18 protein-coding genes are annotated in these 24,116 nt (G+C 67.0%); 7 read left to right on the forward strand and 11 right to left on the reverse strand.

The window, feature by feature from the left end; all coding sequences use genetic code 11:
• Positions 1–21: 21 nt before the first annotated feature.
• The 7 genes from kduI to QE395_RS18370 form a co-directional block, all read right to left on the reverse strand.
• On the reverse strand, positions 22–870 hold the full coding sequence (gene kduI, locus QE395_RS18340; RefSeq protein WP_068848104.1) for a 5-dehydro-4-deoxy-D-glucuronate isomerase: 849 nt from the start codon (positions 868–870) through the stop codon (positions 22–24).
• A 217-nt stretch (positions 871–1,087) separates the two neighbouring features.
• A complete protein-coding gene (locus tag QE395_RS18345; RefSeq protein ID WP_068848102.1) occupies positions 1,088–2,146 on the reverse strand; it encodes a LacI family DNA-binding transcriptional regulator in 1,059 nt (352 codons plus the stop codon).
• A 41-nt stretch (positions 2,147–2,187) separates the two neighbouring features.
• On the reverse strand, positions 2,188–3,765 hold the full coding sequence (locus QE395_RS18350) for a family 43 glycosylhydrolase (RefSeq protein ID WP_306990560.1): 1,578 nt from the start codon (positions 3,763–3,765) through the stop codon (positions 2,188–2,190).
• Between the two features lie 89 nt (positions 3,766–3,854).
• On the reverse strand, positions 3,855–5,138 hold the full coding sequence (locus QE395_RS18355; protein WP_068848098.1) for a TRAP transporter large permease: 1,284 nt from the start codon (positions 5,136–5,138) through the stop codon (positions 3,855–3,857).
• 3 nt (positions 5,139–5,141) lie between these two features.
• A complete protein-coding gene (locus QE395_RS18360) occupies positions 5,142–5,675 on the reverse strand; it encodes a TRAP transporter small permease (protein ID WP_249833411.1) in 534 nt (177 codons plus the stop codon).
• Positions 5,676–5,686: 11 nt separating this feature from the next.
• Complete coding sequence (locus tag QE395_RS18365; protein ID WP_095362417.1) at positions 5,687–6,694, reverse strand: TRAP transporter substrate-binding protein; 1,008 nt, start codon at positions 6,692–6,694, stop codon at positions 5,687–5,689.
• A 37-nt stretch (positions 6,695–6,731) separates the two neighbouring features.
• A complete protein-coding gene (locus tag QE395_RS18370; RefSeq protein WP_093535391.1) occupies positions 6,732–7,553 on the reverse strand; it encodes a 2-keto-4-pentenoate hydratase in 822 nt (273 codons plus the stop codon).
• 170 nt (positions 7,554–7,723) lie between these two features.
• Here QE395_RS18370 and QE395_RS18375 point away from each other — a divergent pair, with 170 nt between their 5' ends.
• The 3 genes from QE395_RS18375 to QE395_RS18385 all read left to right on the forward strand — a co-directional run bounded on the left by QE395_RS18375 (position 7,724) and on the right by QE395_RS18385 (position 11,073).
• Positions 7,724–8,701 carry an alpha/beta hydrolase gene (locus tag QE395_RS18375; RefSeq protein WP_306990279.1) on the forward strand — a complete coding sequence of 326 codons (978 nt, stop codon included), beginning with the start codon at positions 7,724–7,726 and terminating at the stop codon, positions 8,699–8,701.
• Complete coding sequence (locus QE395_RS18380; RefSeq protein ID WP_306990280.1) at positions 8,698–10,323, forward strand: carboxylesterase/lipase family protein; 1,626 nt, start codon at positions 8,698–8,700, stop codon at positions 10,321–10,323. The genes QE395_RS18375 and QE395_RS18380 overlap by 4 nt, the downstream gene beginning before the upstream one ends.
• 159 nt (positions 10,324–10,482) lie before the next feature.
• The gene (locus tag QE395_RS18385) at positions 10,483–11,073 is read left to right on the forward strand and encodes a cysteine dioxygenase family protein (RefSeq protein WP_306990282.1); all 591 of its coding nucleotides are present in this window, start codon (positions 10,483–10,485) and stop codon (positions 11,071–11,073) included.
• A gap of 21 nt (positions 11,074–11,094) precedes the next feature.
• Here the strand turns inward: QE395_RS18385 and QE395_RS18390 are convergent, their stop codons facing one another.
• Complete coding sequence (locus QE395_RS18390; protein ID WP_093535399.1) at positions 11,095–11,451, reverse strand: hypothetical protein; 357 nt, start codon at positions 11,449–11,451, stop codon at positions 11,095–11,097.
• A 165-nt stretch (positions 11,452–11,616) separates the two neighbouring features.
• Between QE395_RS18390 and QE395_RS18395 the strand changes: the two genes are divergently transcribed.
• On the forward strand, positions 11,617–12,456 hold the full coding sequence (locus QE395_RS18395; protein ID WP_306990285.1) for a PhzF family phenazine biosynthesis protein: 840 nt from the start codon (positions 11,617–11,619) through the stop codon (positions 12,454–12,456).
• A 4-nt stretch (positions 12,457–12,460) separates the two neighbouring features.
• Here the strand turns inward: QE395_RS18395 and QE395_RS18400 are convergent, their stop codons facing one another.
• Both QE395_RS18400 and QE395_RS18405 read right to left on the reverse strand, forming a co-directional pair.
• Complete coding sequence (locus tag QE395_RS18400) at positions 12,461–16,222, reverse strand: LamG domain-containing protein (RefSeq protein ID WP_249834400.1); 3,762 nt, start codon at positions 16,220–16,222, stop codon at positions 12,461–12,463.
• 259 nt (positions 16,223–16,481) lie between these two features.
• Positions 16,482–19,241 (reverse strand): TonB-dependent receptor, encoded by a 2,760-nt coding sequence (locus QE395_RS18405; RefSeq protein WP_249833406.1) that lies wholly within the window; start codon positions 19,239–19,241, stop codon positions 16,482–16,484.
• Positions 19,242–19,509: 268 nt separating this feature from the next.
• Here QE395_RS18405 and QE395_RS18410 point away from each other — a divergent pair, with 268 nt between their 5' ends.
• From QE395_RS18410 to QE395_RS18420, 3 genes are read left to right on the forward strand one after another with little or no spacing between them, the layout of a single operon-like run.
• The gene (locus tag QE395_RS18410; protein WP_176472573.1) at positions 19,510–20,532 is read left to right on the forward strand and encodes a sugar kinase; all 1,023 of its coding nucleotides are present in this window, start codon (positions 19,510–19,512) and stop codon (positions 20,530–20,532) included.
• A complete protein-coding gene (gene eda, locus QE395_RS18415) occupies positions 20,519–21,157 on the forward strand; it encodes a bifunctional 4-hydroxy-2-oxoglutarate aldolase/2-dehydro-3-deoxy-phosphogluconate aldolase (RefSeq protein ID WP_068848083.1) in 639 nt (212 codons plus the stop codon). The genes QE395_RS18410 and eda overlap by 14 nt, the downstream gene beginning before the upstream one ends.
• A gap of 5 nt (positions 21,158–21,162) precedes the next feature.
• A complete protein-coding gene (locus tag QE395_RS18420) occupies positions 21,163–21,546 on the forward strand; it encodes a hypothetical protein (protein ID WP_095362409.1) in 384 nt (127 codons plus the stop codon).
• 14 nt (positions 21,547–21,560) lie between these two features.
• Here QE395_RS18420 and ligD read toward each other — a convergent pair whose 3' ends face one another.
• Positions 21,561–24,116, reverse strand: a complete 2,556-nt coding sequence (gene ligD, locus QE395_RS18425; RefSeq protein WP_249833405.1) for a DNA ligase D — start codon at positions 24,114–24,116, stop codon at positions 21,561–21,563.

The following is a 24,116-nucleotide window of genomic DNA, read 5'->3' on the forward strand; positions in this document are numbered from 1 at the left end:
CCTTATCCAATGCGGTGTGGGTTACTTGAGCTGGCAGATGTCCAGCACGTGCATGTCGGTGTAATCCAGGTTTTCGCCGCCCATCGCCCAGATGAAGGCGTAGTTGCTGGTACCGGCACCCATGTGGATCGACCACGGCGGGGACACCACCGCTTCGTTGTTCTGGATCACGATGTGGCGCTGCGCGTCCGGCTCGCCCATGAAGTGGTACACGCGGTCGTTCTGGCCCAGGTCGAAGTAGAAATAGACCTCGCTGCGGCGGTCGTGCAGGTGCGGCGGCATGGTGTTCCAGACGCTGCCCGGCTTCAGCACGGTCAGGCCCAGCAGCAGCTGCGAGGACTGGCAGGTGGCCGGCACGATGTACTGGTAGATGGTGCGCTCGTTGCTGGTTTCCAGCGCGCCGCGTTCCAGCGCAACCGCATCCTTGATGGACAGCTGCTTGGTCTCGAAGCGCGCGTGCGCCGGGGTCGAGGCCAGGTAGAACTGCGCGGGGTTGGCCGCGTCGTCGGAGGCGAACACCACCTCTTCGCTGCCCATGGCCACGTACAGGCCGTCCTTCGGGCCCAGCGTGTACACGGTGCCGTCGACGGTGACGGTGCCGCTGCCGGCGCCGACGTTGATGATGCCCAGCTCGCGGCGCTCCAGGAACGCGTGGCCGGCGGCGGAGGCCGGTTCGGTCTGCTTCGGCAGCGACACCGGGCCCTTCACCGGGGCCGCACCGCCGAGCACGAAGCGCTCGTAGTGGGTGTACTTCAGGGTCACTGCGTCGGCATTGAACAGGCCGTCGAGCAGGTACAGCTCGCGCAGGTCATCGTTGCTGGCGCCCTTGATGGCGTCGGGATGGGTGGCGTAGTGGGTCTTGCAGTACATGGCGTCTCCAGAGCAGGGGTGGGCCGACGGGGCGGCCCCGGCGCGATTTCCCCCATTCTAGCCAAGGAGGAAACCGGTGTCATTTTGCATTGCGGGATCGGTGGGAAGTCACGACCAACGGTCGTGACCTACCGCGTGGAATCATCTCGTGGCGTTCGGCCGGGTGGGCTGCCTTGCCGGTAGGTCACGACCGTTGGTCGTGACCCGCACCGTCCCGTCAGTCCTCCGGCGGCTGGCACGAATCGCGAACGATCAGGTGCGGGCGCACGCTGGCGATCTGCAGCGCGGCCTGGCCGTCGGGCTGGACCAGCATCGCGGCGGCGGTGCGGCCGGTGTCGCGGGTGTGGCGGCGCACCGAGGTCAGCGAGGGCCACAGGCGCGAGGCCAGCGGGCTGTCGTCGTAGCCGATGATGGACAGCTGGCGCGGAATGTTGATGCCCGCGCGCAGCGCCACCTTGTAGATACCGGCCGCCATTTCATCGTTACCGGTGAAGATCGCGGTCGGGCGCTGCTTGCCCAGCAGCAGCTTTTCGGCGGCGGCCACACCGGACTCGAAGGTATAGCCGGCTTCCACGATGCGCCCGGGCGGCAGTTCGATACCGCGCTGGGCGAGGGCATCGATGAAGCCGGCGGTGCGCTCGTGCGCCGAGCGGTAGGCGCTGGGGCCGGTGACCAGCGCGATGTCGCGGTGGCCCAGCGACAGCAGGTAATCGGCCGCTTCTGCGGCGCCGTCGCGGTCGTGGGTCACCACCATCTGCGAGGTGTCATCCAGCGGCAGCGCAGCGATGCGGGTGAAGCGGCAGCCGATCTCATCGAGCATGTCCACCAGCGCCTGGTCTTCCGAGGCACGCGGCACCAGGATGACACCGTGCAGCTTCTGCTGCTGCACGAAGCGGCGCACGCCTTCGATGTAGCCGGGGCTGCGCGAATCGCACGGGTGCACCACCAATTCGAAGCTGGAGCCGCGCAGCGCGTCCAGCGCGCCGTACTGCATGTCCACGATGTACTGCGCGGTGGGGTTGTCGTAGACCATGCCGATCAGGAACGAGCGGCGGAAGGCCAGCCCGCGCGCCAGCGGGTCGGGCGTGTAGCCCACCTCGCGCATCAGCGTTTCCACCTTCTCACGGGTGTCCTTGCGCACCAGTGGCGAGTTGTTGATGATCCGCGAAACCGTTTTCTTGGATACACCCGACAGCCGCGCGATGTCATTGATCGTGGCGGCCTTGCCCTTGGTCAACCCGTGCGGTGGCGGGTCGGTCTTGCTGCGCAGTGACATGTGTTCAAACCATGAGAGGTCGAAGGAGTCTACCGGCGCCCTCAATCAAGGGCGCGGTAGCGGAACTGGCGGAAGGTCACCTTGCCGTCGCCGGCAGCGTACAGGGCCGGCTTCAGGGCGAGGAACTTCCCGGCCACATTGTGATGGTAGCCGGAGACTTCCATCTGAACCGGGTACTTCTGCCAGGTTTTGCCGTCGGTGCTGGAATGGATGGTGACGATGTGGCGGTTGTTGGTCACCCGCAGCCACAGCTTGCCGCCTTTGGCACTGGGGGCCAGCCGGGTGGGGCGCTCCTCGCCGTAGCGGTGCATGATGAACTTCTCGCCGTTGCTGCCCACGCCCACGTACAGCCGGTCGCTGTAGAAGAGCAGGGCACCGCCCACCGCGCCGGGCGCGATGTCCATTTCGACCTCGAACTGGTACGCCTGGTCGCCGGCGATGGCGGTCAGCGGCGAGCTGTCCTTCGGGGTGTCGCCCTTGCCCTGCACGGTCAGGCCGTTGGCGCTGAAGCCGAGGCGTTTGTACTCGTCCTGGGCCGGGTTGAAGAACGACCACTGCGCGCCCAGGGTCTTGCCGGTGAAGTCGTCCGACAGCGCCATGCCGTGCGGGCCGACCGACTCGCCCGAAGGCTTGGCCAGCGGCTGGCCGAGGTCGCCGCCCTTGGCCACGAACCAGCCATCGTCGGTCCACTCGATCGGCTCCAGCAGTGCCTGGCGGCCCAGGGTCCAGTAGCCGTTCTCGTAGCCGTGGTAGATCATCCACCAGCGCCCGTCGGTGCCTTCCACCACGGTGGCATGGCCACGCGACCACCACGGCTCACTGGCGGACTTCGTGCGGGTGATCGGGTTGTTCGGCGCGTTCACCCACGGCCCGTGGATCGAGCGCGAGCGCGCGGTGATCACCATGTGCCCGGTCGGCGGGCCGGCGGTGCCGCCCACGGCGGTGGTCATGTAGTACCAGCCGTTGCGGAAATTGATCTTCGGACCTTCCTGCGCGTAGGCCTCCACGTCCCAGCTTTCCGGGTACTTCCAGCCGTCGTAGACGTGTTTCGGCTTGCCCACCACGCTCAGGCCATCGTCGGCCAGCTGCACGTAGGCGCCGCCACTGAGGAACAGGTAGCGCTTGCCGTCTTCGCCCACCGCGTGGCCCGGGTCGATGTAGCCGCCCAGGCCGATGTCGATCGGCTCGCTCCACGGCCCGCGGATGTTGTCCGACCACACCACGAAGTTGCTGCGGGTTTCGCCGGTGCGTGCCGGGAAGTAAATGAAGTAGCGGCCGTCGTGCTTGACGATGTCCGGTGCCCAGATCGCGCCGACATTCTTCGTGATCGCGTGGCCCAGCGGCTGCCAGTTCACCAGATCGCGCGAATGCCAGATCGGCAGGCCCGGGTAGGCGTCGAAGGAGGACAGGGTGAGGTAGTAGTCGTCGCCATCCTTGAGCACCGAAGGATCGGGGCGGTCGCCGGCGAGCACCGGGTTGAGGAAAGTGCCGTTGCCCAGGTCGGCCTGGCGCTGGTTCTCGATGCCACGCTTCCACGACGTGGCCGGGACATCGGCGGCATGCAGGGCGCCGGCGAGCAGCAGGCCGGCGGTGGCCAGCCCGGCCAGCAGGGTCTTCATACGCATGGGGTGTCTCCCTGGTTCGGTGCAGGACCCGCCCGTGCGGGGCGGGTCCACGTCGGCGATGGCGGCACCGGGCCGCCGTGCGGTCAGGCGCGCAGCAGCGCCGGCAGCCACAGCGACAGCTGCGGGAAGAACGTCACGATCAGCAGCACGCCCACCGCCGCGAACCAGAACGGCCAGATCGAACGCATGCTTTCGCCCACGCTGATCTTGCCGATTGCCGTGCCGATGAACAGCACCGAGCCCACCGGCGGGGTCACCAGGCCCAGGCCGCCGGTCAGCACCAGCACCAGGCCGAAGTGGATCGGGTCGATCCCGTAGGCCTTGGCCACGGGCAGGAAGATCGGCGTGCAGATCAGGATCATCGGTGCCAGGTCCATGAAGGTGCCCAGCAGCAGCAACATCACCACGATCATCAGCAGCACCATGAACTGGCTGTGCGCGAACGACTGCAGGAAGTCCACCGCCGCCGCCGGCACCTGCAGGAACGCCAGCAGCCAGCCGAACACGGCAGCGGTGGCGATCACGAACAGGATTACGCCGGTACTGCGCGCCGCATGGGTCACCGTGCCCAGGAACTCGCGCCAGTTGAGCTGGCGGTACAGCACCGTGGTCACCAGCAACGCGTAGACCACGGCAATGGCCGCGCTTTCCACCGCAGTGAAGATGCCGGCGCGGATACCGATGAAGATCAACGCCACCAGGCCCAGGCCGGGCAGGGCGGAGACCATGCGCAGCAGCACCGCGCGCCAGCCCGGGAACACTTCCACCCCGTAGCCACGACGGCGTGCCACCACGTAGCCGGTGACCATCAGTGCCACGGTCATCAACAGCGCCGGCACGATGCCCGCCGCGAACAGGTCGGCAATGGACAGGCCACCACCGGCGGCGGCCGAGAACAGGATCAGGTTATGCGAGGGCGGCACCAGCAGCGCCACCAGCGCGGCGGTGATGCTCACGTTCACCGCGAAATCGCGGTCGTAACCACGCTTGACCATCTGCGGAATCATCGTGCCGCCGACCGCAGACACGTCCGCGATGGCCGAACCGGAGACACCGCCGAAGAACAGCGAGGACAGGATCGACACCTGCCCCAGGCCACCGCGCATGCGCCCGACCAGCGACGAGGCCAGCGCGATCAGCCGTTCGGAGATGCCGCCGCGCATCATGATTTCGCCGGCGAAGATGAACAGTGGAATGGCGATCAGCGAGGCCGAACCGGTACCGGCCGAAATCTGCTGCACCAGCACCAGCGTCGGCAGGTCCAGGTACCACAGGGTGGCAAGCGCCGCCGCGGCCAGCGCATAGGCCACCGGCACGCCGAGCAGCAGCAGCACCGCGAATACAGTGAAAAGAATCGTAATACCCATGACTCAGCGGTCTCCCTCTGCTTCAGCGACGGCCGGTTGCACGGCCTGCACCATCTGGTTCACGGCGAACACCGCCATCAGCGCACCGCCAATGCACAGCGGCAGGTAGTTGATGCTCTGCGGCAGGTTGGCGCCGGCAATCTTGATGTCCAGCCCATCCAGCAGCAGCACGGCTGCCCACCAGGCGATCACCACGCCAAGCAGGGCCACCACGAACGAGGCGAACACGTCCACGGCACGACGCAGGCCGGGACCCATGTGCGCGGCCAGCAGGAAGAAGCCGAAGTGGCGTCGGGTGTGCACACCGGTGGCCGCGCCCAGGCTCATGGCGGTGGCCAGCAGCAGCAGGGTCACCGGCTCGGTCCAGCTGGGCGAATCGTTGATCACATAGCGGGCGAACACCTGCCAGCCCTGCACCACCACCAGCCCGAGCAGGGCAAGTACGGCGATGTAGATGGTGATGTCGGCAATGCGGTCGAGTGCGCGCTGCGGCAGCGTGCGCAGGTCTACGGCGGTTTCGGAAGTCGGGTCGGACATCGCGGCAGGCCTCAGGCGAAGTCGCGGATGCGACGGGTGAGGGCAGCCAGCTCCGGCTGCTGCAGGTACTGCTGCAGCAACGGGTCGGCGGCCTTGCGGAAGGCCGGCATGTCGACCTCGTTGAACTGGATGCCGAAGTCGGCCACGGCTTGGCGGGCGGTGCTTTCCGAGGCGTCCCACTGCTGGCGCATCACCCCTACCGATTCGCGCGCGGTCTGCAGCAGCAGCTGGCGGTCTTCCGGGCTGAGCGACTCGAAGCTGCGGCGCGACATCAGCAGCACGTCGGGCGCATACGAATGGTCGCTCTGCGACCAGTAGCGCGCCGCCTCGAAGTGGCGGCTGGAGTGGAAGCTGCGCATGTTGTTTTCCGCACCATCGATCATGTGCGTTTCCATGCCCGAGAAGGTGTCGCCCAGCGACATCGGGGTCGGGTTGGCGCCCAGCAGGCGCATCAGCTGGATGAAGATGTCCGAGGACGCCACGCGCAGCTTCAGGCCGTGCAGGTCTTTCGGTTCCACGATCGGGTGCTTGGTGTTGTAGAAGCAGCGCGCGCCGGAATCGTAGATCGCCAGCCCCACCAGGTCGCGGCTTTCAAAGCCGCGCAGCACGGTATCGGCCACGCCGCCGTCGAGCGCGCGGCGCATGTGCGCCACCGAATCGAACACGTAGGGCAGGCACAGCGCCTGGGTGAGCGGGAAGGCGTTGTTGAGCGCGCCGGAATACACGCGGGTGATGTCGATGACCCCGAAACGGGCCATGTCGATCGCTTCCGATTCGCGGCCGAGCTGGCCCGAATGGTATTGGCGCAGCCGCAGGCGGCCGCCGGTCTTCGCTTCCAGCTGCTGGCCGATCCACTTCACCGCGGTCACGGTGGGGTAGTCGGCCACATGCACATCGGTTGCGGTCAGCAGGCGCGCGCCATCGGGCGCGTCACCGGTGGAACGTGAACACCCGGCCGACAACAGGGGCACGCTGAGCGCGCCCACGCTGGTGGCAAGGAAACTTCTGCGAGTAATCATCTGCGCCCTCCCAAGCGTACTCGCCATGGCCGCACGGTTACCCGGCGGCGATGGCCCTGCAGGTAATGTCGCCGTAACCGGCGAAACGGATCAGTGCCTGTTGGCCTACGGCGATGTCATGGATACCAGTGGCATTGCCACTGGCGATCAGATCGCCGGCCTTCAGCGGGCGCCCACGCTGGGCCGAACGGGCCAGCGCGAAGGCATACGCGGTGCGCAGGCCACCCGGCAGCAGGGTGGCGCCACCGGTACCCACCACTTCGCCCTCGATGCGGGTTTCGGCGCGCAGGTCGGCATCGTCCAGCGAGGTCCAGTCCGCAATCTCCGGGCCCAGCACCAGGCCGTTGTTGTTGCCGAAGTCCGACACCACTACGCGCGGGCCCAGCTTGTTGATCGTGGCGAGCGGGCTGCTGGCCACTTCCACGCCGATGAACAGCTTGGCGGGAAGGGCTTCTGCCTCTTCGGCCGTCCATTGCAGCTTGTCGGCCGGGGCGTCCTGCTGCAGCTGGATCACGTACTCGGCTTCCACCGCGCCGAAGCCGCCGACGAACACCGGGATGTCCACTGTTCCACCGGTAGCATTCCAGAGCCGCTGAGAGAAGATCGGGCCCAGCAGGCGGTCGTCGCCGGAGCCATCGCGGCGCTCGGCGGCGATGTAGCCGACCTTCCAGCCCACCACCTGGTCGTTCCAGAGCGCGATGGCCTGGTCCTGCACCTGGTAGGCGGTGACCAGGTCTTCCGGGATGGTTCCGGGGAAATCCGGCAGTGAACGGCCCTGCTGGCGGGCCGTGACGAACGCGTGGGCGATGTCGCCCAACCCTTGTTCTGGCAGGTCCTGTTTGCCTTGATCGTTGCTCAAGCGGGTCTCCCGGTGAATTGTTGCACTGCCCATCGACAGCACTTGGATGAGCTGTATATGGTAAACCGGTGTCATTGGCAATGTGCACCGCGTCAGAACCTGCACGAGCCCGGCACGCTCCCGTTTGCCCACCCCTGAGAGGACTGCCGCGGATGCGTTGTGCTGTGTTGATGTCCCTGCTGGCCGGCTGCCTGCTGGCCGCCGTTGCCCCACCGCCGGCCCAGGCCGTCGAGCGCCCGGTGCCGCAGAGCGAGCCCGCCCCCGGCACGCCCACCCGCATCGCGCTCTGGCCCGCCGGCAGGGTGCCGGGTGAGCCCAAGCACGCCTCAGTGCCCAACGTGGTCGAGCGCAGCGCCGACCCCGCGCTGCCGGACCGCTACATCGACAACGTCTCTGCGCCCTATCTGGTCGCCTACAGCCCGGCCAGACCCAACGGCACCGCCCTCCTGGTCATTCCCGGTGGCGGCTACCAGCGCATCGTGCTGGACAAGGAAGGCACCGCGCTGGTGCCGGCCTTCGTGGAGCAGGGTGGGGTAACCCTGTTCGTGCTGCGCTACCGGCTGCCGGCCGGGCGCGGGGACCGCCAGGCCGCACTGGCCGATGCACAGCGCGCGATGCGGGTGATCCGCGCCGGCGCGGCGAAGTGGCAGCTGGATCCGCAACGGATCGGCGTGATCGGCTTTTCCGCCGGCGGCCATGTTGCCGCGCGGCTGAGCAACGGCTACGCCACCGCGCTGCCGGGCATCGGCGATGCCACCGACACGCTCAGCGCGCGCCCGGATTTCGCGCTGCTGCTGTACCCGGTGATCGACATGGGCCGGCATGCACACAGCGGCTCGCGCACCCGGCTGCTGGGCGAACACCCCACGCCCGCGCTGGAGCAGCAGTATACGATGCAGGCGCAGGTCAGCGCGCAGACCCCGCCCACCTTCCTGGTCCACGCGCAGGACGACGACGTGGTGTCCGTGCACAACAGCCTGCTGTACTACCAGGCACTGGTGGCGGCGGGCGTGCCCAGTGAAATGCACCTGTTCGCGCACGGCGGTCACGGCTTCGGCGTACGCCTGCCGCCCGCTGCGCTTGCCACCCAGTGGCCCACGCTCGCGCTGCGCTGGATGCAGGCGCAGAACGGGGAGAAGGCGCCATGACGCTCACCCCTGCCGACCTGCAGCGCCGCCGCTTCCTGCGCGACAGTGCGCGCTACGCAATGCTGCTGGCGGCCGGTACGTTGCCGCTGGTGTCATCGCCTGCAGGCGCGACCACCCGCACCGCCCCGGCCGTTTCACTGGCGAAGGTGCGCGGCGGCCACCTGCGCGGCCGGTATGACCAGGGCGTGCACCGTTTCCTTGGCGTGCCCTATGGCGCGGACACCGCGACCCGGCGCTTCCAGCCGGCACTGCCTGAACGGCCGTGGCGCGGGGTGCGCGATGCACTGGCCTACGGGCCGGCCGCTCCGCAGGGCAGCAAGGAGGACGGCCCCGGCAGCGAAGACTGCCTGTACCTCAACGTGTGGACGCCGGCGCTGCGCGACGGCAAGCCCCGGCCGATCCTGTTCTACATCCACGGCGGCGCGTACAACAACGGCTCCGGCAGCGACCCGCAGTACGACGGCAGCGCGCTGTGCCAGCGTGGCGATGTAGTGGTGGTCACCGTCAACCACCGGCTCAATGTGTTCGGCTACCTGTACCTGGCGCAGCTGGGTGATGCGCGGTTCGCCGATTCGGGCAACGTGGGCCAGCTCGATCTGATCCAGGCCCTGCGGTGGGTGCGCGAACATGCGCACGAGTTCGGTGGCGATGCCGGCAACATCACCGTGTTCGGCCAGTCCGGCGGCGGCGCCAAGATCGCCACGCTGATGGCCATGCCCGCCGCGCGCGGCCTGTTCCAGCGTGCCTGGACGATGAGTGGCCAGCAGGTCACCGCGGCCGGGCCGCGCGCCGCTACCCAGCGCGCGCACATTGCGATGGAAGCGGTAGGCGCAACGGACGTTGACGCGCTGCTGGCGCTGCCTGCCCAGGCATTGCTGGCTGCCACCCGGGCCCGCGACCCCTCGCGAGTGGAAAGCAGCAGCCTGTACTTCGGACCGGTGGTGGATGGCCACAGCCTGCCGGTGCATCCGTTCTGGCCGCAGGCGCCGGCGCAGTCAGCGGCCATCCCCATGGTGATCGGCAACACCCACGACGAAACGCGCGCGTTCCTGGGCCACGACCCGGCCAACTTCGCGCTGACCTGGGAGACGTTGCCGGCCAGGCTGGAGAAGGAACAGTTCGTCGATCTGCTGCCATCGGTGGTGATCGCCGAATATCGGCGCCTGTATCCGCACTACACGCCCTCTGATGTGTTCTTTGCCGCCACCACCGCCGGCCGCTCCTGGCGCGGGGCGGTGGAGGAACTGGAAGCACGCGCGCGGCAGGGCGCGCCCACCTGGGCGTACCAGCTCGATTGGGGCTCACCGCTGGACGGGGGCAGGCTGGGCGCTTTCCACACGCTGGATATCCCGCTGGTGTTCGACAACACCCGGGCAGCGGGTTCGCGCACCGGTGAAGCGGCCGACGCGCAGCGCATGGCGGCAGCGATGAGCGATGCCCTGATCGCCTTCGCCCGCACCGGCAACCCGCAGCACCCTGGGCTGCCGCAGTGGGAGCAGTACGGGCTTGATCGCCGCCAGACGATGCTGTTCAACACCCCGCCGCAGCTCGCTGACGACCCGCGTGGCGGCGAACGACGCCTGTACCAGCAGGCCCCGTTTGTACAGCGAGGCACGATGTAGCCACACGCCACGCGTGTCCCACGCACAGTCGCCCACTCCAAACAACGATAGGCAGCACCAACCGAACAACGAAATCCAATAGATTTTCGGCCAAAAAGCGGTCATCAGCCGTGATTCAGATCAAACATGTCCTTAACCTCCATCGCCTAGACTGGGGGCATGCAGGACCATTGCGATTCCTTTCCGCCGTTCCATGGCCGCGATCGATTGATAGCCGCCATCGATCACGCCGTGCAGCATGACGATCCCCAGCAGATCGCCAGAACCTTGCGTGGTGCGCTCTGCGAGGCCATTGCCGACAGCCGCATCCAGCTGCCGGCCTGCGTGCACCGCCCGATCAGCGACCACTACGCACGCCGCGAGCTGTACCGCAGCCCGGCGCACGGCTACAGCATCGTGGCGATGAGCTGGGCGCCGGGGCAGGGCACGCCGCTGCATGACCACAGCGGCCTGTGGTGCGTGGAAGGGGTGTGGCTGGGGCAACTGGAAGTCACCCAGTACCGGCTGCTCGAACGCAGGGGCGAACGCTTCCGCTTCCAGGCCGAGCCGTCGGTGATCGGCGACTGCGGCAGCGCCGGCAGCCTGATTCCGCCGCACGAATACCACACCATCCGCAACACCAGCGACGAGCGGCTGGCCATTTCCGTGCACGTCTACCAGGGCGAAATGACCCGCAGCGCGATCTTCGAACCCGACCACGACGGCTGGTACGAGCGCCGCATGAAGGAAATGGAAACCGACGTCGCGTGACGCGACGTTGCCAAGCCGCAGTCATGCGGGATGGATGCACCACACCGCTTCTTCGCCTTTGCTGAAACGGGTAAGGGAGAAACGCGCACCGGCGTAGACCTCGGTGGCTCTGGCGCCCTCGGGCAACTTCAACCGCCAGTTCGGCAACGACACCCGCGCTGTGGGAAACCCTACGTGGAGTGCCCAGAACACGCCCGCGGCGTAGGCGATGACCAGTTGCACCCGGCCCGTGCCGTCGCGGACTTCAACGTGGTCCACACCGCCGTCCTCGTACTCCCGCACCCGCCAACCGTGGGTTGCGCCAGAAACGTCAGGCTGTGGGCGCGGACATACCTCGATCCGCACCGCCTCATCAATGTCGGCGACGTTGGTGTTCATAGGTGTTTCCCCAAGAGAGGTGGCGCTGTGCATCGGTGTGGTGATGACGACCAGATGCTATCTGCGGCCATTGGGGTGGTGCGTTGAAAAAGATCCTAGATTTGATGCAGGGTTCACCGCCAAGATGCACGCATGTCGCCACATCCCGCCAAGGAACCGCTGCCCATGACGTCCCACCCCTTCCTCCAGGTCAACGTCTTCAGCACCGATCCGCTGCTGGGCAATCCGCTGGCCGTGGTGCTTGATGCCGATGGGTTGAGCGATGCGCGCATGGCCGCCTTTGCGCGGTGGACCAACCTGAGCGAGACCACGTTCGTATCGAAGCCGAACGACCCGCGTGCCGATTACCGCGTGCGGATCTTCACCACGCTGGGCGAGCTGCCGTTCGCCGGGCATCCCACGCTGGGCAGTTGCCATGCGTGGCTGGCCAATGGCGGCGTGCCGCGTGGCGGGGAAATCGTGCAGGAGTGCGGGATCGGGTTGGTGCGGATCCGCCGCGATGCAGCCGGGTTGGCGTTCGAGGCGCCGCCATTGCGGCGGGAGGGGCCGTTGGACCCGTCGTTGCGCGAGCGGGTGCGGGCGGGATTGGGGGTGGCCGTGGATGAACTGGTAGATGCGCAATGGGTGGACAACGGCCCGCCGTGGTTGGCGGTGCGATTGCGCAGCCGTGCGGCCGTGTTGGCGGTGCGCCCCGATTACGCGGCGTTGGATGGGCTGATGGTGGGCGTGTTCGCGGCGTGTGGCGAAGGCGACGCAGTGGATGCAGATTTTGAATCGCGCGCGTTCATTGCCGGCGAGGCCGCGCCGGAGGATCCGGTGACCGGCAGCCTCAATGCGGGTATCGCGCGGTGGTTGCTACGGGAGAGTGCGGCGCCGGACCGGTATGTAATCAGCCAGGGCACGGTGATGGGTCGCGCCGGCCGCGTGCAGGTGGAACGGGTGGGGGATGCGCTGTGGATCGGGGGTGCCTGCGTGACGTGTATCGAGGGGGCGGTGACGTTGTAGGCGGTTACTCGACCGCCACCACGTTGTTGAGCTGGGTCACTTCGGCGCCCCCATCCGCCAACCTCACCCGCACCTTCAGGCCGCTTCGGTTACCCGTAGGCAGCGGCAATGCCACCGTGGTTGTCTTGGGCACCAGATCCGTGGGCGCTGCCATCGCTGGAATCTCGATCCGCGCCAGCTCGCGCCCGCCCGCATCTTCCAGCACCGCCGTCCCCAACGGCGTGCCCACATGCCCCAGGCTGTGCACGGTGACGTGCACCTGACGGCCATCCACGCGCACGTCGCCACGGCCTACCGCCAGGTCGGGCCGCTCTTCCACCGGCGTGCCCGCCTGGATCAGCTCGAACTCCACCACCTGCGCCTGCCCCGGCGCGAACCGCAGTGGCACGGACGCGCTGCGCTCCAGCGTCACCTCGCGCACGTCGGCCCTGCCGTCGATCCGGTCATCCCCGTCGCGGTCCACCCCGCTGGTCATCCGCCAGGTCCCGGCGGTGACATTCCACGTGCTCATCTGCGCATCCACCGCGCGCTTGCCGGTGTTGTAGGCAATCACCTTGAAGCGCTCGGTGGACGGTGCATGCACCAGCAGCGCCACCTGTTCGGCTGCATCGGGCTGGGCGAAACGCCAGCTCACCGTGTGGCCCGGCCAGCTCTGGTTGCGCTTGAGCGCGATACCGCCCAGGCGGGCGCGCTGCAGGAACTCGCTCGGTGCTTCGACGCGGTCGGACCACCAGTGGCCTTCAGTGTTCATGTACTCGCGCTGCGCCTTGGCCTGGATGCCATCGGCGTGCAGCGCCTCCAGGTACTTCTTGTCACCAGTGGCCTGCCACGCCATCAGGCTGGAGAACCCGGTGTTGCCTGCATCGGCATCGGCGACCAGGCCGGGGTTCCACTCCGCGCCCTTGCCCAGCACCTCGACGAAGTTTTCGCCCAGGTTGGCCAGTGCGCCAGGGCCCCCCCGCTGCACGCGGTAGTCCAGCGCCTTCAGGTACTTGTCGTCGCCGGTCCAGCGCCACGCCGCCCAGAAGGTGTGCATCACATCGCCGCCGCCGGAGCCGTTGTTGAGCTCACCGCCGCGCACCTTGCCGGTGGCCCAGTTGATCTCGTTGGGCAGCGCCCAGCGGCCCTTGTCGTCGGTGTAGGCGTGGGCCAGGTAGCTGTCGGCCAGTCCGGTGACCAGCTTGCGGCCGGTCGGGTCGGCGTTGTACTGGCCCATCAGGAAGGCCGGGTGCAGCGCCGGGAACGAGTATGGCTTCTGCCACTGCCAGTTCGGCTCGCGGTAGACCTTGTTGCCGCCGAACCAGTTGCTGGAGAACAGCAGGTGGCCCTGCGGGTTGGGCAGGATGATGCGCTCGTCGAACGCCTTCACCGTTTCCATCAGGCGCTCCACCGTGAGCGGGTCGCCCCAGTTGAGGTAGAGCATGGCGCTGTTGGCGTTGATGCCTTCCTCGTAGGCGTGCAGCTCGTCGGTTTCGATGGTGCTCAGGCCATTGGAGAACATGCCGTTGCGGTACACCGCGTCGGACAGGGCGGTGAGCGAGCGGTTGAGCCGGTCCGGCTCCACGCCCATCAGCGCCAGGCCCGGCCACTGCTGGGTCAGGTCGGTGTCGTCGGAGATGCCGCCACCGAAATCGCCGTAGGGGATCTGGCGGTTGTCGATCCACCAGTCCACGAAGCGGCGCACGAACTTCAGGTCTTCGGTCTGGCGGAACGCCCACAGCGGCACGCCCTTGGGCGCATCGGGCTGCGTGAACGGCGGTTTGCCCTGGCTGTTGTAGCTGATGTAGTTCCAGTACAGCCGCCCCAGTTCGTGGTCCGGGTCGACCCGCAGCAGGTCGGTCAGGTCCGCGTACACGCGCGCATACAGGCGCTGGCGCTTGGAGGTGGTGTGCTCTTCGACCAGGAAGCCCCAGTTGTCGCGGGCCTGGTTGAAGCGGTCGGCTACATGTTCCTTTTTCGCTTCGGCGCGATCCTTGTACACCATGCGGATTTCCGCGCCGTCCAGCGAGCCGGCGTTGAATCCGGGCGCACCGGAAGCGATGCTGATCCACAGGCTGTTGGCGGTGAGGATGCGGTCGCGCAGGTCCAGCCACAGCGTGCGCTTCTCGTTCGGCTTCACCGACACCGACACGTCGATCATGTCGCGCGCCGGCCAGATCGGGTCCTTGATGCGGATGTTGAGCGGAATGAGCCCGTCCTTCGCCGCCGGCAGGTCCAGCGCAGGCAGGTCGATGGCCACGCCGTCCAGGCCGTCATGCATGTTTTCCCAGCTGTGCGCCCAGCTGCGGATCAACGGCTGTGCAGCGGGGGCGTCGCCCACGCCGGAAGGAATCAGCACGTGCACGATCGGCAGTGGGTTGGCCGGCAGCGTATCGGCCGCACGCCGCCGCGAACCTGCGCCCTTGGGCAGGGCCATCACGGTGCTGCGTTCGGCCGCCGGATAGCGGCCGCCGATGTAGTCGCGCAGCGCGGTGATGTTGAGGTAGTCCGGCCGTGCCTTGCTGTCGATCAAGTAACGCTGCTTGACGGTGCCGGTCGGCTCGGCCGCGTCGCTGACCTGGTAGGCCCAGATTTCCTGGATGGGGGTTTCCTGCGCGGTGTTGCGGAAGTGCAGCACCCCGCCGGTCTGCGCCGGAATTGGGTCGACGCTGCGCACCACGCCCTGCGGGCGCTGCAGCAGCGGTGTGGCCGCCGTGCTGCCCGCGCTGTGACTGAGCGCGCCAAAGGCCGCGCCGCGCACCTCGATGCGGTTGACGGTCTCACCGTCAGGCAGGGTCAGGTCCAGCTGCTGCCCGCCTTCCACGTAGGTGTTCCAGTCGGGCAGCTGGAAATAGTCGTTGCGACCGGGCAGGCGCGAGCGGTTGTACACGCCCGGCCAGGTGGTCTCGGCGATGCCATCGGTGGCCTTCCACATCCACTGCTTGTGGTCTTTGGTGTCGGCGAACTCGATCTTGCGGATGCTGGTGCTGGGCGCGGTCAGCGCGGGCGGTGCCGCCGTGTCCCAGCCGAAGCGATGGTTCCAGGCGCGCATCGCATTGCCATCGGCAACGGCGGAGGCCGGCGCCCTGTTCGCGGCAAGCGCGGCCATGCCTGTCGGGTCCAGCAGGCGGTCGTAGACGCGTATTTCGTCGACATCGCTGCCGCGCAGGAAGTTGTAGCGGCTCTGCACTTGGTACGGCGCCATCACCCTGCCGGCCAGGCCGAGCTGATCCAGGGCGGCATCGTAATCGGCGGTGGTTTCCTGACGGGCGACCTCTTTGCCGTCCACGTACAGGCGCACGCCGTGGTTCTCGTCCCAGCCGAAGGCGATGTGCTGCCACTGCTGTGGCGACGGAAGGGCATCCAGTTTGAACGACACGCGGGTGCGTGCCAGGTTGGCGTCGGTCACGAAGGCATCGAAGCCGTGCCCGTTCCAGTCGATGCGCAGCCAGGCCATGTCCCAGCTGCTGTGGTCGGCATAGCCGACCCGGAAAATCACGAACGGCGCTTCACCCACCGCGTAGCGGGGGCGCCAGAAGAAACCCAGGGTGCCGCGTTGTGCCTGGATGTTGCCGGGGGCATTCCAGGACAGCACGCCGTCGTCTTCCCACTGGATGGCCGCACCGTGCGCGCCATCGGGCACGCGTTTGACCTTGTCCTGGAAGTTCGGAACCGCGTCGCCTTGCGCGGTGTCGGCGGTAAAGCCGCTGTCGGCCGAGACATGGAACAGCAGCTGCGGCGCGCCCTGTGCCCAGGCGCCGGCACTGCCTCCCAGCAGCAGCAACATCAGGCTGGCGGAAAGGCGGGTACGGCGGGGCGAACGGACAACGTGCAGCGGCATGGCAGGTTCCTTTCGACAACTCAGCAGTACGGCAGTGGCGTTGGAGAGCGGCACAACGCAGTGCACGTGCGCTGCGTGCAGGCGCGCGGACATCCCCGCCGCACGCCTGCACGCAGTACACGCTAGCAAAGCAGCGGTTCCCCAACATCTTGCGTCGCAGCAGCGGCGGCGTGCACGTGCACGCCGCCGCCGGCTCTGCGATGGATCAGAACTTGTAGCGCGCGCCCAGCATGAACTGCCGGCCGGTTTCGGTGTACTGAAGCGGCAGGCGACCGGTGGCCGGCGAGTACACCCACTCGTCGCTGGCTTCGTTGGTCAGGTTCATGCCTTCCAGGCTCAGCTCCAGCTTGTCGCTGATCGCGTAGCGGATCGAGGCGTCGATGAAGGTGGTGCCGGTCATGCCGTGGGTACCGTCCACGTTGAAGCCTGCTTCGGTGCCCGGCACCTGGGTCAGGTAATCGTCGCGGTTGGTGGCCGAAACGCGGCCGGAGAACACCTTGCCTTCGTAGAACAGCGTGGCGTTCCAGCTCGACTTGGACAGACCGGTCAGGTCGGCCTTCATCACCGGCTGGCCGCTGGAGTTGATGTACTGGATCTGCGATTCAACCCAGGTGTAGTTCAACTGGATGCCCAGGTTGGACCAGTTGCCCGGCAGGAAGGTGAAGGGCTGGGTGTAGTTCGCTTCCACACCGTGCAGCTCGCCACCGGGGGTGTTGACCGGCTTGGTGTAGGTGAAGTCATCGGCCGGCGACGCACCGGTACCGATCAGCAGCTCGGCCGGCAGGCCGCTGGCGCTGTACGGCGCCACTTCGCGGGTGGTCTGCACGAAGCTTTCGATGTCCTTGTAGAACAGGCCGATACCGGCCATGGCGCCTTCGCTGAAGTACCACTCGAAGCCCAGGTCCACGTTGGTGGCCCGGATCGGGTCCAGGTTCGGGTTGCCGCTGGAGATCGTGCGCGCACCGCCGGCCACGGCCACCGTGGCGCCCGGAGTCAGGCTGCCCAGGCCCGGGCGGCTCATCACCTTGGCCGCACCCAGGCGGATCAGGAAGTCCGGCGCCACTTCGGCCACCACGTTGAACGAAGGCAAGGTGTCGTCGTAGCTGCGGTCCACCGTGGTGGACACGGTGCCGGTGGCCAGCGTGGAAAGACCGGTGGAGCTCTGCTTGGTCTTGACGTAGCGCACACCGAAGTTACCGGAGAACGGAATGCTGCCCAGGTCGGTGGAGAACTCGCCCATCAGGTAGCCGCCGCGGTCTTCCTCATCCACGCTGCGCACGTTGTTGGCGCGCGGGGCGACGGCGAAGGTGCCCGAGTTGCTGTAGATGTTGAACTGGTCGGCGATGGCGTCCAGGTTCGGCACGACCCACTGGTCCGGCGTACCGGTGATGCCCTTCAGGCCGGCCTGCTGGGTCATGTCCACCGGCACGATCTTGGTGCCGTTGGGGAAGTTGGGCACGGCCAGTTCGCTGGCGCGGCGCAGTTCCACGGTGCTGAAGGTGTAGTTCTTGGCCAGGATGCCGCCCTTCAGGCGGAAGCCGGGGCTGATGTTCCAGTTGAAATCGACCTGGCCGGTGTCGAAGTCATTGTCGACGTACTGCGGGCGCAGGCGGATTTCCGCCAGTTCCCAGCCCGCCGGGTTGGTCGGGTCGATGCCGTAGTTCAGCTTCGGGAACCGGCTGTTGCCCCGGTAGTCGTAGCTGTAACCATCCACATCGTACTTGTCCATGATGATGGTGGTCTGGATCGGGTTCTCGTGCTTTGAGCGCGAGATGCCGACTTTGCCGGACAAGGTGAAGTCATCGCCGAAGCGGTGCTGGCCGTTCAATGCGATCTGCTTGAACTCGGTGCTCCACTCGTCGTGGCGGTTTTCGGTGCGGATGTCGACGTTGTCGAATTCGCCGTAGACCAGCGCGTTGTTCTCGATCACGCCATCCTTGACGATCATGTTCGGCTTGCCGACCAGGCGCGGGGTGCTGCTGGTGCCGCGGCTGAAGGAAATGGCTTCGATGTAGTGCTCGTCGCGCTCGGCGTCGATCTTCGAGTACAGCGCATCCAGCGAGATTTCAGTGGCGTCGGTCGGCTTCCACTGCAGGGTGCCGGTCACGCCCAGGCGCTTCTGCTCGTGTTCCATCTGCACGTAGCGCGGGAAGCGCGGGTGGTAGACGTTGGCCGAACGCGCGGCGGCGAACGGCGAAGTCGCGCTGAAGTTGCCGTTGCTCGGGCCGTTGGCCCAGCGGCCGGTGTTGGAACCTTCTTCCAGCGCCTGGCGCTCGGAATAGGCCACCGACAGCAGGCCCCCGAAGGTGCCATCGGCCCAGGTGTTGGAGATCAGCGCGGCGACGCGCGGGTCGGCCTTCTCGGCCATGGCGTTGTAGCTGGCCTGGCCGCTGGCGGCGAAGGTGTAGCCGTCATAATCGAACGGACGCGCGGTGCGCAGGTCGACCGTGGCGCCCAGCGAGCCTTCTTCCACGTCGGCCGACGCGGTCTTGCGCACGATCAGCTGCGAGAACAGGTCCGAGGCGAACACGTTGAAGTCGAAGCCACGGCCGCGGTTGGTGCCGCCGCTCTGGTCGCCCGCGCCTACCGTGGTCAGCGCTTCCATGCCGTTGATGCGGACGCGGGTGAAATCCGGGCCCAGGCCGCGCACCGAGATGTTGCGGCCTTCACCGGCTTCACGGGTGATGACCACGCCCGGGACGCGCTGTAGCGACTCGGCCAGGTTCAGATCGGGGAACTTGCCGATATCCTCGGCAACGATGGCGTCGACCACGCCCGATTCGCTGCGCTTGATGTCCAGCGCCTTCTCGACGCTGGCGCGGTAGCCGGTGACGGTGACGGTGTCCAGGTCGGTGGCCGCGGCCGGGGCAGGATCCTGCGCCAAGGTGGTACCGCTCAGCGCCAGGCCGATGGACAGGGCGAGCAAGGTAACCGGTGTCTTTTTATGGATGTTTCGATATTGCATGTTTTCCCTCTCCCAAGGTGCTACATGAAACAGCTATCCGGCGACATGTCAGTGCAATGACACCGCTGGTCAGGGCGGACGTTAACAGTCCGTTGGGGATCGGGCATCTTGCACCGCAACAGACTTTCAATGTCCCGTAGACGCTTGCGGGACATAGGTTCCGACAAACTGGGTAGGTGGACGAAGGCCACCGCCCCGCTAGAATGACACCGCTAGCCATTACTGTCCGGGCCCTGACCCGCAGGTCATGCCCACCACGAAGGGATCCATCGCCATGAGTCGTGTTGTCTGTTTCGGGGAGTTGTTGCTGCGCATGAGCGCGCCGGGCCGTGAGCTGCTGCTGCAGACGCCGCAGCTGGCCGTGCATGCCGGCGGCGCGGAGGCCAACGTGGGGGTTTCGCTGGCCCACTTCGGGCACACCGTGCAGATGGTCAGCACGCTCCCGGCCAACCCGCTGGGCCAGTTCGTGGCCGGAGAACTGCGAAAGCATGGCGTGGGCACCTCCACTGTGCAGACCCGTCCCGGCCGCATGGGACTGTACTTCCTCACCACCGGGGCGGTGCAACGCGCCAGCGAAGTGGTCTACGACCGCGTGGACTCTGCCTTCTCGCTGGGCTCGGCGGCGGACTACGACTGGGATGCGTTGCTGCGCGGCGCGCAGTGGCTGCACCTGTCCGGGGTGAGCCCGGCACTGAACCCGGCGATGGCCGAGGCGACCCTGGTCGCAGCGCGCGCGGCGTGCGAGCGGGGGGTCAAGGTCTCCTTCGACGGCAACTTCCGCCCGTCGCTGTGGGCGCGCTGGGAAGGCGATGCACCGCGCATCCTGCGCGAGCTGTTCGGTTGCGCCACGGTGGCGTTTGCCGACTACCGCGATATCGGCGTGGTGTTGGGCGGGCAGTTCGAGCAGCCCGCGCTGGCCGACCGCGTGGACGCCGCTGCGATACAGGCCTTCGCCGCCTTCCCGCGCCTGCAGTGGATGGCATGCACGCAGCGCACACCGGTCAGCGTGGATCACCACACGCTCGGCGCGATGCTGCTGGGCCGCGACGGCACCCGCGCGGTGGCGCCGGCGCGCGAATTGATCGGCATCGTCGACCGCATTGGCGGCGGCGATGCATTCGCTGCCGGCATCCTGCATGGCATGATGCAAGGGTTCGAACCGGACGTGATCGTGCGTTTCGGCCTGGCCGCGGCCAGCCTGAAGCATTCCATCCCCGGTGATTTCAACCCCGTCAGTGAAGCTGACGTACTGGCCCTGACGGGCGAGGAGCGATTCGATGTCCGGCGCTGATCCACGCGTACGCGCAGTCCTGAAACTGGCCCCGGTGATTCCGGTGTACACCCCTGAAAGCGTGGACGAGGCGGTGCATGTCGCCCAGGCGCTGTTCAACGGGGGGCTGCCGGTGATCGAGGTGACCCTGCGTACCGCCATTGCGATGGAGGCGATCCAGGCGATGGTGGAAGCCGTGCCCGATGCGGTGGTCGGTGCCGGTACCGTGCTGACCGCCACCCAGATGGAGCGGGTCAAGGCCGCAGGTGGCCGCTTTGCGGTGGCGCCCGGTGCGACCGAACGGCTGTACGCCGCCGCACGCGATACCGACCTGCCGTTCCTGCCGGGCGTGGCCACCTCGTCCGAGCTGATGCTGGGGCTGGAGCACGGGCTGGATACGTTCAAGTTCTTCCCCGCCGTGCAGGCCGGTGGCACGGCAATGCTGTCGGCTTGGAACGGCCCGTTCGGCGATGTGCGGTTCTGCCCGACCGGCGGAATCAGCGCGCAGACCGCGCGCGACTTCCTGCACCTGCCCAATGTGCTGTGCGTCGGTGGCTCATGGCTGACCACGCGGGCGCTGCTGCAGGCGCGCGATTGGGCGGGGATCGAGGAACTGGCGCGGGCGTCGGCAGCGCTGGTGGGCTGAGCTCGATGTCCGCACTGTCCACCGCGAAGACCGTAGTGCTCTCGGTGCTCTGCGTCGTGGTGGCGCTGTTCGTGCTGGGCATGGTGAGCGGTGCCGGTGGATGGATCGCGCCCTGGCTGGGGTTGGGCGAGGGCGAGGTGCGGCTGGCGTGGGACCTGGGCTGGACGATCCTGGGTGGCATTGCCGCTACGGCATTTGCTGCGCGCTATGCGCCGATGTGGCCGTACGCACATGGCGGCGTGGTGTGGGTATTGATTGCCGCCGCGTCGGTGTTTGCCGCGTGGGACCTGGGCAGCGATTACCCGTTCTGGTTCGTGGTGACGTTGTTGGTGTCGTTGCCGGTACAGGCGATTGGAATCTGGTTGGGGGCGCGGTATCGGACTCGGTGAGTCCGCGCGCCCGATCACAGCGTAGGCAACACCTGCTTGACCTGATCGATTCCTTCCCAGGGATCTTTCTTCAGCTTCTGCGCACGCTGCAGCGCCTTGGGCAACGCAAACGCATCGGCGGCGGTGACACGTCCCAGCTCTTCCCAGCGCAGCGGCACTGCCACGCCGGCTGATGGCCTGGCACGCAGCGACCACGAACACACGCTTGTGGCGCCGCGCGCATTGCGCAGCCAATCAATGAAGATCACGCCGGTGCGCTTGGCCTTGCTCATCGTGGCCACGTAGCGATCCGGTGCGTGCTCGGCCATCGCCTGGGCGAACGACTCGCAGAAATCCTTGGCCTGCGCCCAATCCGCCTTGGGCGTGAGTGGCACCACCACGTGCACGCCCTTGCCGCCGGACAGGCGTACGAAGCTTTCCAACCCGATATCCTGCAGGCGGTCGCGCACATCGCGTGCTGCGGCCTTGATCGCCGCCCAGGTCACGCCCTCACCGGGATCCAGGTCGAACACCAACCGGTCCGGATGCTCGGGGTCGTCCACGCTGGCGCCCCACGGGTGCAGTTCCAGGGTGTTCATCTGCACCAGCTGCAGCAGGCCTTCGGTGTCTTCGATATAGAGGTAGTCCTCGCGGCCGCTCTTCTGCTCCAGCGGGATGGCTTCCACCGCGTCGCCCAGGCCGGTGCCGTGGTGCTTCTGGAAGAAACACTGCTTGTCCACGCCATCGGGGCAGCGCAGCAGTGACAGCGGGCGGCGGGCGACCTCGGGCAGGATCCAGCGCGCCATCTGCCGGTAATAGTCGGCGACGTCGCCCTTGGTCAGCCTGGCTTTGGCGAACACCACACGTTCGGGGTGCGAGATGTTCACGCCGTCGGCGGCGCGATCGGGCGCTTTCGCCTTTGCGGGTGCCTTCGTCGCCTTCGCGGCCTTGGCAGGTACCGCACTGGCAGCCGCACCCAGCTCCTTGGCCGTCTTGTCTTCGCGCAGGCGCTTGAAGCTGGCCTGCCGCAGCAGCCCTTCCTTGGCCCAGCCACGGAAGGCGACTTCGGCCACCAACGTGGGTTTGACCCAATGCACGCTGCTCGCCTTGAACGGCACGTGCGAAGGCAGTTCCACGGCGGCCTTGTCGGTATCCAATGCCTTCAGCTGGCGGTGCATGGCAGCCAGCTTGGCATCATCGAAGCCGGTACCCACGCGGCCCACGTAACGCAGGCCGCTTTTTTCGGGCACAGCCATCAACAGTGAGCCGAAGCCACTGCGTGATCCCTTGGGGTCGGTGTATCCCACCACCAGGAACTCATCGGTGTTCTCGTGCTTCACCTTCACCCAGCTGGGCGAGCGCGCGTTGACGTACGGCGCATCCACCCGCTTGCTGATGATGCCTTCGAAGCCGGCCTTGCCGCTTGCCTCGAAAACCGCCGGGCCGTGATCGAGCACGTGGTCGCTGTATGCCAGTGTGCCGGGCGTGTCACCCAGCAGGTCCTTCAGCAGTGTCTTGCGTTCCAGCAGCGGCGCGCGGCTGATATCCACACCGGCCACGCCGGGCATGTCGAACACCACGTAGCGCAGCGGCTGCCTGGCGGTGCCGTCAATCACTTTCTGCAGGCCGGTGAAATCGCTGCGGCCCTGCGCATCCAGCACCACCAGCTCGCCATCCAGGCGCAGGTCGGTGACCGGCAGTGCCTGAATGGCCTGCACCACTTCCGGGAAGTCTTCCGTCCAGTTCAAGCCGTTGCGCGAGCGCAGCGCCACCACGCCATCGCGCACATCGGCCAGCAGGCGGTAGCCATCCCACTTGATCTCGTGCAGCCAGGTTTCGCCGTCGGGTGCAGTGTCGCGGTGATCGGTGAGCTGGGGTTTGAAGTCGTGGGGATAGGGCTTGTCGCCTGCATGCTGCAGCGACAGCGCGCGTTTTGCCCAGCGCGCGTCGGCATTGCGGCGTGCAACCGGTTTGATCGTCCTTGTCGTCCTGGAAGAGCGGCTGGAGCTTGTCTTTGTGGTCGTGGTGGACTTGATGGTCTTTACGGTCTTCGTAGACGTTCGCTTCGGTGGCACAGCTTCCTCCAGCATCGCGTCCGCGTCGGTATTGCGCGCCTCTTCGTCATCACGCTTGATCAGCAGCCACTGATGCTGCTTCCCTTTCATGTTGGTGCGCACCAGCTTCCAGCCGCCCTTGAGCCGGCTCCCATGCAGCACGAGGTCGACTTTGCCGGCGGCGATCGCCTCCAGCGGGTCGCCATCACAGGCCCACGTGCCGTGGTCGTAGACATCCACATGCCCGGCGCCGTAGTGGCCTTCGGGAATATCGCCCTCGAACGTGGCGTAGGACAGCGGGTGGTCTTCCACCTCCACCGCCAGCCGCTTCTCGCCCACGCGTAGCGACGGTCCCTTCGGCACGGCCCAGCTCTTCAGCACGCCATCGGCTTCCAGCCGGAAATCGTAGTGACGGGCACTGGCGTGATGCAGCTGCACCACGAAGATGGGTCGGGGCGCGACGGCGCCCCGGCGCTCGTCGTCGGGTTCGGGGGTTTCACCGAAGCGGCGCTTGCGCCGGTACTCCTGCAACGACAT

It is taken from the genome of Stenotrophomonas sp. SORGH_AS_0282, from assembly GCF_030818125.1.
Classification (GTDB): Bacteria; Pseudomonadota; Gammaproteobacteria; order Xanthomonadales; family Xanthomonadaceae; genus Stenotrophomonas; species Stenotrophomonas rhizophila_A.

Coding starts and splice junctions, on each gene's coding strand:
- kduI (WP_068848104.1), bottom strand. CDS start 870: ATGTACTGCAAGACCCACTACGCCACCCATCCCGACGCCATCAAGGGC.
- QE395_RS18345 (WP_068848102.1), bottom strand. CDS start 2,146: ATGTCACTGCGCAGCAAGACCGACCCGCCACCGCACGGGTTGACCAAG.
- QE395_RS18350 (WP_306990560.1), bottom strand. CDS start 3,765: ATGAAGACCCTGCTGGCCGGGCTGGCCACCGCCGGCCTGCTGCTCGCC.
- QE395_RS18355 (WP_068848098.1), bottom strand. CDS start 5,138: ATGGGTATTACGATTCTTTTCACTGTATTCGCGGTGCTGCTGCTGCTC.
- QE395_RS18360 (WP_249833411.1), bottom strand. CDS start 5,675: ATGTCCGACCCGACTTCCGAAACCGCCGTAGACCTGCGCACGCTGCCG.
- QE395_RS18365 (WP_095362417.1), bottom strand. CDS start 6,694: ATGATTACTCGCAGAAGTTTCCTTGCCACCAGCGTGGGCGCGCTCAGC.
- QE395_RS18375 (WP_306990279.1), top strand. CDS start 7,724: ATGTCCCTGCTGGCCGGCTGCCTGCTGGCCGCCGTTGCCCCACCGCCG.
- QE395_RS18380 (WP_306990280.1), top strand. CDS start 8,698: ATGACGCTCACCCCTGCCGACCTGCAGCGCCGCCGCTTCCTGCGCGAC.
- QE395_RS18385 (WP_306990282.1), top strand. CDS start 10,483: ATGCAGGACCATTGCGATTCCTTTCCGCCGTTCCATGGCCGCGATCGA.
- QE395_RS18390 (WP_093535399.1), bottom strand. CDS start 11,451: ATGAACACCAACGTCGCCGACATTGATGAGGCGGTGCGGATCGAGGTA.
- QE395_RS18395 (WP_306990285.1), top strand. CDS start 11,617: ATGACGTCCCACCCCTTCCTCCAGGTCAACGTCTTCAGCACCGATCCG.
- QE395_RS18400 (WP_249834400.1), bottom strand. CDS start 16,222: ATGTTGCTGCTGCTGGGAGGCAGTGCCGGCGCCTGGGCACAGGGCGCG.
- QE395_RS18405 (WP_249833406.1), bottom strand. CDS start 19,241: ATGCAATATCGAAACATCCATAAAAAGACACCGGTTACCTTGCTCGCC.
- eda (WP_068848083.1), top strand. CDS start 20,519: ATGTCCGGCGCTGATCCACGCGTACGCGCAGTCCTGAAACTGGCCCCG.
- QE395_RS18420 (WP_095362409.1), top strand. CDS start 21,163: ATGTCCGCACTGTCCACCGCGAAGACCGTAGTGCTCTCGGTGCTCTGC.
- ligD (WP_249833405.1), bottom strand. CDS start 24,116: ATGTCGTTGCAGGAGTACCGGCGCAAGCGCCGCTTCGGTGAAACCCCC.